We start from the raw sequence: 14,180 nt of genomic DNA on the forward strand, positions 1-14,180 counted from the left end.
GGCATCACGACATGTGCGGCATTGTAGCAGTCGTTGGCGAGTCTGATCCCGATCTAGTCCGAGGCATGACCGCGATTCTCGCACACCGCGGCCCCGATGGGAGTGGGGTGATTTGCCCATCCGGCTCAGGCTTCGGCCTGGGGAATCGTCGCCTTTCTATCCTCGACCTATCACCAGCGGGCGCGCAACCCATGTCCGACCCGTCAGGTCGCTTCTTGATCACATATAACGGCGAGGTTTTCAATTTTCGAGAGATTCGCGCCATTCTCCAGTCACGGGGTCACAACTTCCGATCCCAGAGCGATACCGAGGTAGTGCTGGCCAGCTTCGAGGAATGGGGACCCGATTGCCTCAAACGCCTGAATGGCATGTTCGCCTTCGCGATCTGGGACACACAGGAACGGGTACTCTTCGCGTCGCGCGATCGCCTCGGGATCAAGCCGTTGTACTGGACCAATTCCCACGGGACGCTTTTCATCTCAAGCGAGATCAAGGCGATCCTCGCAACCGGTCGTGTCCCCATCGAGGCCGATCAAGAAGTCTCTCATAATCCGTGGCATTACCCTACGACTCCTAGAACTGGATTCAAGAACATTCACAAACTTCCCCCGGGAACATCCCTAACCTGGAGGAATGGTACTGTCAGCCTGAAACAGTGGTGGCAAATCAGGCCAGCGGAGAACCCGATCCAGCCAAAGGACGCCGCGGAAGAGCTCGTTTCCCTCCTTGTTGATGCCGTCCGGCTGCAGATGACATCCGATGTCCCGGTCGGGGCAATGTTGTCCGGGGGTCTCGACTCTTCCACGATCGTCTCCCTGATGCGTCGATTCACTTCCCACCCGGTTCGCACCTTCTCTATCAGCTTCAGAGAGGGGGATCGTCGTCTCGAAGCCATGCCCGACGACAATCGTTTTGCTAGATTGGTCGCCGATCGATTCGGGTGCGTTCATACTGAGATCAAGATAGCCCCGAAGATACTGGATCTCCTTCCACACATGATTTGGCACCTCGATGAGCCCATCTTTGACCCGGCAGCTATCAATACTTTCGTGATTGCAAAGGAAGCTCGAAGCAACGGAATTCCCGTCCTCCTCAACGGAATGGGGGCGGACGAGATCTTTGGTGGCTACCGAAAGCACTACGCCTGCATCTTGGCCGGACGCTACCAGACATTCCTTCCATCCCGCATGAGACCAGTTATTGAGCGCGCAGCCACCCGCCTTCCCGTGGCCGGCCCCACCACTGGCTTCAGGGTCGCGCGATGGGCCAAGCGCTTCCTAGGCTTCGCCTCGCTTCCTCCGGTTGAAAGATTCCTCCGCTCCGATCTGTCTCTATCTCCGGCGGATTATTCAGAGCTCTACACAGACTCGCAGGACCGGCCTTACGAATCTCTCGCCGAGGTCACGGCCAGACGTGCCCCCTTTGATAATCGTGATATTTCATACCTAACTCAAATGTGCCTCTCTGACACAACCACATTTCTTCCGGATCACAACCTCCTATATGTAGACAAGGCAACGATGGCCGCAGGCGTCGAGGCTCGCGCTCCTCTGATAGATTATCGCATCGTAGAACTTGCCTTCCGCCTTCCCGACCAATGTCGGATTCGCGGCACCCAACAAAAAGCGCTTCTGCGGCAAGTCACTCGACCATGGCTGCCGGGTGCTGTCGTCAATAGATCGAAGGCTTCCTTCAGCGCCCCACTGCGCGCATGGATTCGGAATGACCTCCGCGAAATGGTCGATGACCTTCTCTCTCCCAAGGCAATCCGCGACCGCGGCCTGTATCGTCCAGAAACGGTCTGGGCACGAATCAATGCCGACCGCCACGGACGCCAGGATAACGCTCACTTCATCTGGAACCTTCTCTGCCGCGAGTTGTGGTTTCGCGAGCTTATCGACCAAGGCGGCAGAGCTCTGCAGCAAGCAAGGTTAGCCTTCAACACGAATCTCCAGGCCTTCCGAGCCGCGCCCGCCGACTTGGAAGACACAATCAGCAAACAAGTATGAACACCTTCCGAGGTCAACACTATCCCGATACACCGTGAGCCACTGATGCTTGGTCACCTGCTAAACAGCGTTCATGGGTAGAATCGACCACTCGCGTTGAACACGGGAATTGAAGACGATTGCCTCTTTCAGGCGACCGCTCCCCCATCCGAGTCTGGCGAGGACAAGGTCCAGAGAAGTCCCGCAAACACCTACTACGGTCCCCGAATTGGCCCTCACGCCTGATTCAGTTGCCAACCAAGTACTTTTCGTACCTGCCGCGTAGTTCTTTGATGACGACGGTCACATCGTATCGACGTGCATCCATCAGGTTGGCGCGGGACATTTCGGTTCGCGCTTTCTCGTCGTTGAGAATGTGGAGCAATGTCTCAGCCAACGCCTGTATGTCACCAGGTCTAACATACACTGCGTTACGTCCTTCGATTGCCACATCCGGAATGCCGCCGACCGGACACGTCACGATCGGCGCACCACATCCCATCGCCTCCAAGATCACCATCGGCACTCCTTCCGTGTACGAGGGCAGAACGAAGACCGTGCAACGTGAAAGGAGACTAGTCACCTCATCCCGGCCAAGCCATCCCTGAATATCAACCACATCTGCGAGACCCAAGGTCCTAACGCGGTTCTTGAGCGTCGAGGAACCCTTCCATCCCCCGAACACCGCCCGCATTTCCGGACATCGAATGTGCACCGTTACCAAAGCCTCCAATAGATCGAAGGCCCCTTTGCTTTTCACATACCACCCGAGAAATGCAATTAGAGCCTCTTCTCGTGCTGGACGCGGATGTATCGCCAGTTCCTTAAGATTCACGGCATTGGGAAGAACCGAGATCTCCACACCAGTTGTAACAGAGCGCGCCTTTCGCGCAATTACCTCCGTGAGCACGACTATTCCGTCTGACCTCCTTAGGGCCGACATGACAGCTCTTCGCCGTAGCACACCCGCGGATTCAAGCTGATCCCAGAACTCGCCAGGATGTATGTGGAGAAGAATCCGGGCACCCTTGAGCGATGCCAACCACACATAAGCGCTCTTTCGCAGAAAGCTCACACCTGTCGAGGTGTGGACGTGAACAAGACTCGGCCTGGAAAGTCGCGTTACGGCAAAGATCGCGAGCCGGTAAAGACTAAACAAGAATTTTCCTGCCAATGAGCCGTCGCGAGCTGACGCAAAGTGCCGCACCTCGAAGGTCTCCTTCGGCTCTCTAGCATCCACGCTCGGGACGCACGCCCGTGGGTGTGGTCCCCTGCGGGCATCAAAAAGGCCACCAGAACTCAGCACCCGCATTACGGCTGAAATCCCGCCGCGTGCTCTGAGATCCGGCGCGATGACCAGGACCATTCCTATCACTTGAACAACTCACAATATGCTGTAGCACATCGCCTGATGTCGAACATTGCCTCGCACCGCGCCCGACCCTCCCCGCCATCTGCGAGACGCCGATCACGGTCCGAGACGTACGCCCGCACAGAATCACCCAGCGCCGCGACATTTCCCTTCGGATAGATGATACCCGTGCGGCCGTGGAGAACAATCTCCGGAAGCGCGCCGCTGTCGGACGCCACTACCGGCTTGCCACAGGCCATCGCCTCGATCGCGACCATCCCGAATGACTCCTCGCAAACGGAAGGGATTACCGCGATATCACACCCCTGCCAGAACTCTGGCATCTTGTCTACCCATCCTCGGAATTCAACTGAACCTTGAATCCCCAGTCTCACGGTCAGCGCTTCGAGTTCCTTGCGAATGGGACCATCCCCTGCTATTGTGAGGACGCAGTCGAACGATCTGCGAAGATCACTCAGGGCAATGATGAGGTCCTGTGCACCTTTTTCGTTAATCAATCGGCTCGCATGGCCAAGGACGATTCGGTCACCCTCATGCCGGGTATGCGTAGGCATTCCCTGATCGCCTCGCGAGAATTCATTGAAGTCGACTCCGTTGTAGATCCGCGAAACCTTCGCCGCGTGCGAATGTGCGAGGAGTCGATTCAGGGCATAGTCTGAGACTGCAACCTCCTCGTCAATGGCCCATGTCCCACTCATGCGAAGTAGACGCCGAAACGCCCGATTGACAACCCACGATTCCTCGTCACGGATAATGCTCCCATGTTCCACCGCGACTATCTTCCCCTTGTAGCCTCCTACCCTTAGGGCAGCCGCGAGATATCCGCCGGAATCCAGAAGTGCGCCGTCGATGCCTGCTTCGTTGACCAGACGGGCAAAGGCTCGCGGTCGGCACAGGACGTTCACGCCACGCGAAAGCCCGAGGGTCAAGAAGGGCACGCCCCATTTGATGAGATCTCTTGCGAGCGGCTCCTGTGTGCAGACGAAAACGACTCGTGCATCACAGTTGAACTCACGCATCTGACGTGCAAGTTGAATCGTAAGTTGCTCTGCACCTCCGATATTCCCGCTCCACAGGACTAGTGCAAGCTGCATCTCGCTCCCCTGATAACCAAGTCGGCACTAGGGGGTCTTAATAGCAGAGGAACGCTTCAGTAGCGACGTCGCGGGAAGACACACTGCCACGAGAAGGGAGGCCCCAGCGGACCACGACAATAAGTTGTAAGTGCTCAAGTTGACAACGAGGGCCACGACGGTCCCCATTGTTTCAAGACCGAACGGGAGTTTCCTTTGATACCACGCAAGAACGCTTCTACGAACAACCAGGGTACTCAATGCAAGGAGGCCCACGGCTCCCCCACCCAACAGTGCAATAAAATATTCATTCTCGATATTGACAACACTCAAGCCAACCGACCGAACCGCATCGCCCATGCCACCAGGTCCCACACCCAGAATTGGAGCCTGACGCCACACCATGCCGACAGCCTCCATCGCCTGAAGTCGTTGCTCCACGCTCGCCGGATGCACCGAGCTGCCCCAGAGTCTCTCTCTGATCCTCGCCCCCAGGTCCGTAGTTCCTACCACGGCGGCGATCGTCACAATTGCCAACAGGCCCCAAATTGCCCTCCGAAGCCTCGTCTTGGATAGGAGCGCTGCAGTCATCCCACACGCTCCTACAACAAAACCAAGCCATGACCCGCGAGCTCCGCTGAGGATGAGCCCAGTTACGGATAACAGCAAGGCTGCCGCATAAAGGCCTCTCCTCCACTTGCGGTGACCCGCCGAGGTCAATCGCGAAAAGCTCCCCAATCCACTCAACATCGTTAACGTACCCAACCTGAGGGGATCCCCCGCCAGACCGACAGAACGAATGCCGAAAGTCCCCGTGAGTTCGCTAATGTTTGGTTCATAACTAGCAAACAGCCCAGGCAAGTCGACAATCTGAAGTGCCTCCAGAATCGCGACTACCCCTTGAACTGCGCCAGCAATGACTATGGCAAGCATTATTTGATTCCGAACCGACCCAACTCCGCGCTCTTCCGCCCGGAGCCAGATCACAATAGCTCCTGCCGCAAGCCAGAACAGCATCGTTCTGATCTGACCCGCTCCTATATTTGCGATAGCGGATACGCCTTTTGAGAGCAGAAGGACATGAATGTCCCAGTCTCTCGGTACAATGAGGAATGACTGCCATCTGATAGCACTTGCTATCGCCAACGCCAAGCCGATCATGAGCACCGGCCACCCCAACCATTCGCCCGCCGTCGCCAAGATGTGATCGAATGGCACTAGGAGCAGAACTGTGAATGGGATGCCGATGCGTACGTGCGTGGGGAGAAGCAACAGTCCTACCAACAGGCCACAGAGGCCTACGCACGCTAGGCCGATTTCACCCCCTGCGAACACGAGAAGCAGGCTAAGTAGGCACGCACCAATGATTGTCCCCGTAATGATTGAGAGCGGTCCATACTTGATCAGGCTGCGCCGCGAGGACCACGCGATCACAGACACAGATACGCTCGGCGCCGCGTCGCCTTGAGAACCACAATTAGAAATGCTACCAACGCGGCAATGCCTCCAATTACCGTCGCCCACGCCGCGCCAAGCAGCCCGTACGATCTGACTAGGACAATCCCTGAGATCATTGACACTCCCGCCGCAATGCCTCCCGCCCACGCCTGCCCCAGATACGCCCTACTTGCAGTTGCCGCGTATCCCAGGATCGACTCAAGCGACCAGATGACCGTGGACACGATGAGAATGGCGAACACGCCCGAGTATTGAGCGTACTCCGGACGATACAACATTGAGAGAATGTCGCGCCCCATCACGATGACTACACCAACGGCAATGACTCCAACTAGCAAGGTAATGGTAGCCAGCATCAACAGAAGCCGGCCGAACGCTTTGCCTCCGCTCACGTAAGCCCTCGCCAACCTAGCGCTGGCAGACTGGCCCAGGGCAGCAACGAGCAAGGACATTCCATATCCCGGATAGGCTAATGCAGAAAAGTACCCAAGGGCGCCTTCTCCCAAATCACGCTCAACGAGATACTTTGGAATATTCGTCGCCAACACAAGAAGCATCATAGCGACGCCCATTGGGAGAGCGAGGCGAACAAGTTCCACAAGTATGCGTGGTCGCCAACGGAGAGAGAACCGAGTCGCTGTTGCATGCCGGTCAGCGTTTCTTAGATCCTTCACCACCTCAATGGGCCTGACGTGCGTCTGCCGCAGGCTGTGTGTGGCGGATGTCCAGTCAAACGTAGCACCGAGAAATGACCATACGGCGGCCAACGCTGTCGCACCCCACACTACTCGCCCGGTTGACCACACAACAACCGCCATCGCCGCGAGCGACAAGGGCCCCTTCATCATCATCGACATCGCTATCCGATCCATTCGGTCAGCCTTCTGGAGCTGGCCATACAGAGCGTCGCTCACCGATTCGATACATTTCGCAATGCCTACGACCAGGACGACACTTGCCGTGGAAGGGGACAAACCGCACATCAGCACACTGAAACAGATCATGCAAAATGCCAAGACCGCGGTAATTAGGCGGAGTCCAAGGTAATCCGAGAATTCGAACATGCTCTGCGTATCGGTCGCTTGGAGGGGACGGAGCTGGAGATTTGCAAGCATCAGAATCGGGGCAGCGATTGCAAGGCCTAAGGCGAATTGCCCCACCATCTCTGGGGTGCCCACCTTTGCAAGGACGACAAGAATACCCCACTGACAGACTGCGTAGGTGATATTGCCACCCAGCGTCCATGCGAAGGTCTGGTGGAGTGAAGAATTCAGTGGGGCATTCTGAATATTCACCTCGGACTGATACTTAATCGCCAGGTCATCTGGTCGTGAGCTCAAGCTACTCGACCCTCGCAGACGCGCAAGAGAGATGAATGCTGTCGATCTTCAATCAGCCCCTAGAATGCACGACCTGCCCTTGCCATTCTGAAGGTCGCTCGGGATACGTTGAAGAGGCCCCTTAGATCGCCTGGTTCCCCGCCCTTTTCCCGCAAGGCATCGAATAGGTCCCGCAGCTCCTCAGCGTGTCCTTTCCCCGAGCCATTGATCGTTCGAGTACTTCGTCCTTCGCTGATGGTACAGACGCGGAAGTCGTTCAACACAGCGGAGGCAGAACCACCGTGGATTTCGACTAACTCCTTGGACTGAAGTGGAGATCCCCTAGTTGTATAGAGTACCTGCCCCAGTGAACCGTCAACGAAGGATATGAGAATGCAAGTGTCTTCGACAGTCTGCCGAGATTGTCCAAGTGATGCGGTTTGCACCGAGACGATTTCGGCGTCACCTGTAAAGTAGGACAGAAGGTCAAGGAAGTGGCATCCCTCACCTATGACTCGACCGCCTCCGATCTCCGGATCGTTGAGCCAGTGTCCCGGCGGCAGCGGGCGGGCGTTGACCCGGTAGGTCATCATCAGCGGTCCGCGGTCCGCGAAAGCTTCACGGAGAGCGCGCGCGTGAGGGGAGTAGCGGCGGTTGAAGCCGACCATCAGGATGCCTGGGGCGTCGGACGCGGCGCGCTCGACGCGGGCGAGCTGCTCCTCGTTGATCGCCAGGGGCTTCTCCACGAACACGTGCTTGCCCGCCTCGAGCGCGCGGACCGCCAGGTCGGCGTGCGAATCGTGGCGGGTGGCGATGAAGACCACGTGAACGTTCGGATCGGCGAAGACGAGGTCGGGGTCGGTGCCGATGCGATCGAATCCGAATCGACGCTGCGCCTGGAGTGCTGTGACTCCCTGCGTCGTCACCACGGTCCGCAGACGCACGTCCTTCCTCTTCTTCAGAATCGGCAGGAGAGTCGCGCGCGCGAACGATCCGGCACCGATGAAGCCGACGACGACCGGCTGACCTTTCGCCAACAGCACGCTGGACGCGGCCGGCCGCCGGGGTGATGTCGTGACCGAAGGGGCGGGGATCGCCACGGACTCGGTCGTCGCGGACGGATAAGACAGGACGATGCCGAGCGGATGCGCGTCACCATCGTCCGTGAGCATTCCGTAGGCCTGCGATGCCTCCTCGACACCGAAGCGGTGGGTCACGAGCGCCAGGGGATCGACCCTTCCCTCCTTGACCAACTGCAGGAACGCCTCGAGGTTGCGCGTCTCGGTCCAGCGGACGTACTCGATGGGATAGTCGAGCCCCTTCTCCTCGAAGGCCGGGTCGTAGCGACCCGGGCCGTACGACCTGGCGATGGTCAGCTCGAGTTCCTTCTGGTAGGCGACTTCGCGCGGCAGCCCGAACGGGACGAGGCCGACGGCCGTGACGCGTCCGCGCTCGCGGCACATGCCGGCGGCGGCGACCATCGGGGCATCGCTTGACGAGGCGGCGGTGACGATGACACCGTCCACCCCGACGCCCTCGGTCCAGGCGAGCGCGGCGGCCACCTGGTCGTCCTTAGTCCCCGCCGCCAATGCCTCGGCGCCCAGGTCGCGCGCCCGGCGCGCCAGGTCGGGCGAGAGATCGAACGCGATGACGCGCACTCCGGCGGCACGCAGGAGCTGGACCGTCAGGAGACCGAGCACGCCGAGGCCGATGACCGCGACCCGCTCGCCAAGAGCGGGACGCGCCTGCCGCACGCCGTGGAGCGCCACGGCGCCGAGCGTGGCGAATGCCGCCGCCTCGAGACCGACGTCCTGCGGCACGCGGGCGGACAGGTTCACCGGGACCGAGACCACCTCGGCGTGGCTGGCGTACCCTGCCCCCGCGCAGGCGACGCGGTCGCCGGGGTGGAAGAGACCCTCGACCCCTGTGCCGACGGCAACGACCGTGCCGGCGGAGGCGTAGCCGAGCGACCGCAGCTCGTCGAGCCGCGCCTGCACCTTCCTGTAGGCGGCCACGACACCTTCGCGCCGGACGGTATCGAGGACGCGACGCACGAGATCGGGCCGGGCCCTGGCCGTCGCCAGAAGTGAATCGCGGCCGATCTTGATCGCGTTTCTCTCCGTCCCCGGGGAGATCACCGAGTAGGCGTTGCGCACCAGGATCATTCCCGGACGCAGCGCCGGCTCCGGGAGATCGACGACGTCGATCGACCCGTGTCTCGGCTCCATGATCACCTGCTTCATGGCGCTGCTCCGAGCGCCGCCCTGTCGGCGCGGAGCCCCTGGTCGGCCGGATTCAGCGCCCGGGCCCGCTCGATGATCGGCGACGCCTCGGCCCTCCCGGTCGCGTCGAGGAGCGGCCATGCCGCGAGCAGGAGCCTGCCAACCTCGCCATAGGCTGTCGTGCTCATCGGCGCCAGGCCGAGCGAGGCGCGCAGTTCCGTCATCCATTCGGACTGGCAGCCGGAAGGCTCGTCGGCCGCGAGCGACGCGGCCGCGCAGCGGGCCATGGCCAGCCGCGCCAGCTGGAGGTGTGCGTCAGAGTCGAGCGGCTCACGCCGCAGCCCCTCTTGCAGCACCTCCATCGCCGCCACGATTCGCCTCTCGAGATAGCGACCGGTCTCGGTCGGCGGCTCCCGGTCCCCCGTGTGGACGCGCAGGAACGCCTCCAGATCCCCGATCGCCGGCCCGACCAGGAGTGTCGCCGATTGAAACGCGCGCTCACCCGGGCCGATTCCTCCCGCGACCGCGGGCACCGTCGCCGCGACCGCGGCGGCCACGAACAAAGCGACGGGCACGGCGCTCCACGAGGTCGATCGGACGCCGCTCTCCCCCGACACGGCGACGGCCAGCGCCGGCGTCCGCGCCCATCGCAGCGTGAGCCCCAGAAGAACCGCCAGCGTCAGTGCGTTGCTCGGGATCGCCAGGTTGAAGTCGGTCAGGGAGTGGATCGACAGGGCCGCGACCGCCGTCAGCGTGGCGTACCCGAGGTGCCCCTGGGTCTCCGGCCCCGCGGGCCGCCGCGCCACGGAAAGAATCACGTAGAGCCCCCCGGCCAGGACGATGAGGCACCCGACGGCGCCCGCCTCGGCGGCCAGCTCGAGGTAATCGCTGTGGGCGTGGTCCAGGAAGGTCCCCTCGCCGACGGTCCGGAACACAGGGAAGACGGATGGGAAGGTGCCGAGGCCGGCGCCGACAAGAGGAAAGGCGCGGGCCATCGCGGCGGTCTGGCGCCAGATCTCCCCGCGGCCGATGGCCCCCTTGAATTCATCGAGCACCAGGGCGAAGCGATCGAGGAGCGCCGACGCGGCCTCACCCTGGCTGAAGACGAGAAACGTAGCACCCGCGACAATCAAGGCCGCCGCCGCGTAGCCCCGCCCCTTCCCCCGCCCTCCGAGAAGCGACCCGACGCCGACGATAGCCAGCATCATGCTGGCGATCCCCATGCGGGAGCGCGAACAGACGAGCGCGGTCGCCATCGTCAAGGCGAGGATGAAGATGACCGCTGCGCCGAAGGCACGTCTCCCCCGCTCCTCCGCCCGGGCGCCGCGCAGCCGCGCGATCGCCGTGGCCGCGAGGGCGATCGTCAGCGGCAGGGTCATCTCGAGATAGCCGGCGTAGTGGTTCCGATTGATGAACGTGCCGGTCGCGTCCTCGGTGTAGCGCGTCTTGACGTACCCGAAGATGTGCTGATGCCCGCTGAAGTACTCCGCCAGCCCGTAGATCGCCTGGAACGCGCCGGCCCCCGCCAGGGTCCACAGGATCGCCCGCCGGGACGACTCGAAGGCCGCGAGGTCGACGGTCACGAGAAGAGCCGTGAGGCAGGCGATGAACCAGAAGATCGAGCGGCGCGTGACCCAGGGATAGAGCGACATGGGGCGCCAGTCCGCTCCGGGGCTCGACGACGCGACGGTCGTGCTCCCGGGGACGGCGGCAACGGCCGGCTTCGGCTCGTACCGATCGCGGAGCTCGAGCGCCTTGGGGGAGACGGCCGAGAGAAGACTGCGTGGCAGAGGGACCACCTGCGCGGCGCCGAAAAGGGCGAAGACAACACCGGCCACCAGGACCGGGTCCTTCCACGGCAAAAGGGTCAGACCGCGCCGCGCGCGCCAGAGGACCCAGAGAGCCCCCCCGAGCAGGCAGGCGGCCGCGAGAGCCGCGCGCGGCCAGGGTTGTACCGACCCGAACGGCAGAGGCGCCAGAGCCAGAAGGAGGAGGAACAGCCCCAGGAGCGCGCGCTCTGTGCGCATCGATCAGACCCGGATCGTCCGGTCGCGCCTCGGCTCCTGGGCGGCCGCGGGCGGCGCTTCCGGCTTCTCGTCGTCGCCGTAGTAGCGCTTGTAGGAGTAACCGTAGTAGTAGGGCTGGGAGGCGAGATCGGCCCGGTTCAGGATCGCGCCGACCGCGCGGGCCTTCACCTGCTGCAGCCGCCTGACGACGTGGGCCAGCGCGTCGCGCGAGGTGACGCCGGCGAGGACGACCAGCGCCACCGCGTCCATGCGGACCGACATGATGACGGGGTCGGCGACCGGCAGCACCGGCGGCGAGTCGTAGATGATGTGGTCGTATCCCTGCTCGAGGAACTCCTTCTGCACCTGGGCGAAGCGATCCGAGTCGAGCAGGTCGGCGGGGTTCGGCGGCATCGGGCCGCTCGGGATCAGATCGAGCCGCTCGACGGGGCTCTTGATCGGCTCGGGCCACACGACCTCCGAACCGCTCAGGTACGTGGACAGCCCGTGCGTGTTCTCGACGCGGAAGATCTTGTGGATGCGCGGCCGCCGCAGGTCGGCATCGACCAGCAGGACCCTTCTGCCGATCTGGGCCAGCGTGATCGCCAGGTTGATCGCCACCGCGGTCTTCCCTTCACCCGGATAGGCGCTGGTGATCAGGATCGTCCTCGGCGGTCCGCCCGCCTGCGAGACCAGGAGCGCCGTGCGGATCTCGCGGAACGCCTCCGAGATCTTCGATTTCGAGTCTTCGTGCGAGATCAGCTCGACGAGCTGCCCGCGGCTGTTCTCGCCCCCTTCAGACTTGACCACCCGCAGACCGATCCCCTCCTGACGCAGGGCCGGCACCAGGCCGATCGCCGGGATGCCGCCGGCCTGCAGGATCTCCTCCGGCGTCTTGACCGACTTGTCGAGGTACTCGAAGAAGAAGGCCAGGCCGACGCCCAGGCCCAGGCCGGTGACGAGGCTCAGCAGGATGTTCAGGAGGATCTTCGGCGACGACGGACGGTTCGGCACCTCGGCGACGTCGACGATCCGCACGTTGCCCGCCACCAGGTCGTTCAGGCCGGCGGACGAGGAGGTCTCGCTCTGACGCTTGACGAGCGCCTCGAGGGTGGTGCGCTGGTTGGCGATCTCAGCCTTCAAGTTGTTGTAGTCGATCTCCTTCAGGTTCGCCTCTTGTGACAGGTGTTTCTGCTCGTCCAGGGCGCTCTTCAGGAACTGCTCCTGGTTCTTCGCCGACCGGAACGCGCTTTCCGCCGCGCCGAGGACCTGGTCGTAGATCCCCTTGCGCTCGGTCTCCAGGCGCTCGGCGGTCTCTTCGATCTCGCGGCGAAGCCGCAGCATCGCGGGCCAGTCGGGCTTGAACTTCTGGGACAGGTCGGCCTGCTGCCGCATCAGCTCGGCGTATTTCGCCGCCATGTCCTGGATCAGACGGCTGTCGAGCACTTCGGGAAGGTCGCCCGGGCTCGCGTCGCGGAGGGCGGCGTAGCGCGCCTCCTTCGCGATCCTTTCGGCCTGCGCCCGGGTGTACGAGTCGCTCAGATCGTTGAGCTTCTTGAGGGCAATGTTCTGCTTGTCGCTGAGGGCGATGATCTGGTTGTCGCGGGCGTAGGCCTGGAGCTTCTTCTCCTTGACGTCGATCTCGTCCTGCAGGTTGGCGATCTGGTGCGTGAGGGAGGTGGTGGCGCGCTCGGTGGTGTTGTACTGCGCCTGCGAGTTGAAGGCGATGTAGGTGTCGGCCACCCGGTTGGCCACCTTCGCCGACAGCACCCGATCGTAGGAGGCGAACGCGATGTCCACCAGCCGGCTGTTGCGCACCGGTGTGACAGCCAGTTTCTTCAGGAACTTGTCGATGCGCTTCGCCTCGGCCTGCTCTTCAGGGGCCGGACCGTCCGCGGCGCCGCGCGATGCGCCGACCCTGAACTCGTCGATGTCGGCCAGGTGGAGCGAGTCGATCGCCTCGCGCGCCACGCGCCGGCTCTGGATGAGCCCGTACTGCGTCTGGTAGAAATCGTTGCGGAAATCCGGCACGCTCGACATGACGTCCTGGAACGGCAGGATCTTCGGCGTGTTCTGCTCGATCTGCAGGCGGGTCGTCGCCGTGTAGACCGGACGCTGCAGGAACGTCCCGAGTGTCGTGACCGACGCCACCACCGCGAGGGAGGTGTACACGACCCACCGCCGCTTCAGGATGACGTGCCAGTAATCGAGCAGGTGGATCTCTTTTTCCTGATTCAAAAGAATGTCTCCGGCACCACGACTACGTCGCCGTCCTCGAGCACGGGGTCGCGGTCCTTCCCCTGGCGGATCTTCTTCAGACTGACGCGCAGGTCGGCCTGCGTCCCGTCGCTGCCGCGCCTCAGGATCTGGATTGACTTGAGATTGGCCCTTTCGGTCACACCCCCCGCCTTGGCGATCGCCTGCAGCAGGCTTATGGGGCGGCTGGCGAGCTCTTCGAGGCGTCCCGGCGTCTTCACGGCGCCGTCGACGTAGACGTACACGGGGCGGTCAAGCGGAACGCTGATGACGTCGCCCGGGCTGATCGCCAGATTGAGATCCGGGTCGCGGTTCATCAATAGATCAGAGATCTTGACGGGGATCGCGTCGGTGGCGCCGCCGGCGACGGCGCGGATGACGAACAGGTGCGAGCCGGCCTCCTTCTCGAGGCCGCCGGCCTCGGACAGCACCTGGAGGAGCGTGCGCGGGCCGAGCATCTGATAGACGCCGGGCTTGCCGACAGCG

At 62.2% G+C, this 14,180-nt stretch carries 8 protein-coding genes; 1 reads left to right on the plus strand and 7 read right to left on the minus strand.

Going from position 1 to position 14,180, the window contains the following annotated elements; translation table 11 throughout:
- Window positions 1-11 precede the first annotated feature (11 nt).
- Window positions 12-2,009, plus strand: coding sequence for an asparagine synthase (glutamine-hydrolyzing) (gene asnB / locus VEW47_12260; protein ID HYS05957.1), 1,998 nt, complete (start codon window positions 12-14; stop codon window positions 2,007-2,009).
- Window positions 2,010-2,235: 226 nt separating this feature from the next.
- On the opposite strand, the gene VEW47_12265 is transcribed toward asnB, so the two are convergent.
- The 7 genes from VEW47_12265 to VEW47_12295 all read right to left on the minus strand — a co-directional run.
- Window positions 2,236-3,354, minus strand: coding sequence for a glycosyltransferase family 4 protein (locus tag VEW47_12265; GenBank protein HYS05958.1), 1,119 nt, complete (start codon window positions 3,352-3,354; stop codon window positions 2,236-2,238).
- A 5-nt stretch (window positions 3,355-3,359) separates the two neighbouring features.
- On the minus strand, window positions 3,360-4,454 hold the full coding sequence (locus tag VEW47_12270; GenBank protein ID HYS05959.1) for a glycosyltransferase family 4 protein: 1,095 nt from the start codon (window positions 4,452-4,454) through the stop codon (window positions 3,360-3,362).
- A gap of 1,409 nt (window positions 4,455-5,863) precedes the next feature.
- Window positions 5,864-7,231: a lipopolysaccharide biosynthesis protein gene (locus VEW47_12275; protein ID HYS05960.1), complete on the minus strand. Its 1,368-nt coding sequence runs from the start codon at window positions 7,229-7,231 to the stop codon at window positions 5,864-5,866.
- Between the two features lie 59 nt (window positions 7,232-7,290).
- Window positions 7,291-9,453, minus strand: coding sequence for a bi-domain-containing oxidoreductase (locus tag VEW47_12280; protein ID HYS05961.1), 2,163 nt, complete (start codon window positions 9,451-9,453; stop codon window positions 7,291-7,293).
- Window positions 9,450-11,459 (minus strand): O-antigen ligase family protein, encoded by a 2,010-nt coding sequence (locus VEW47_12285; protein ID HYS05962.1) that lies wholly within the window; start codon window positions 11,457-11,459, stop codon window positions 9,450-9,452. The genes VEW47_12280 and VEW47_12285 overlap by 4 nt, the downstream gene beginning before the upstream one ends.
- 3 nt (window positions 11,460-11,462) lie before the next feature.
- Complete coding sequence (locus tag VEW47_12290) at window positions 11,463-13,676, minus strand: polysaccharide biosynthesis tyrosine autokinase (protein ID HYS05963.1); 2,214 nt, start codon at window positions 13,674-13,676, stop codon at window positions 11,463-11,465.
- On the minus strand, window positions 13,673-14,180 hold a 508-nt coding region (locus VEW47_12295; GenBank protein HYS05964.1), incomplete at its 5' end, for an SLBB domain-containing protein. The genes VEW47_12295 and VEW47_12290, both read right to left, overlap by 4 nt.

The sequence above is a fragment of the Candidatus Dormiibacterota bacterium genome, assembly GCA_035635555.1.
Lineage (GTDB): Bacteria > Acidobacteriota > Polarisedimenticolia > Gp22-AA2 > Gp22-AA2 > Gp22-AA3.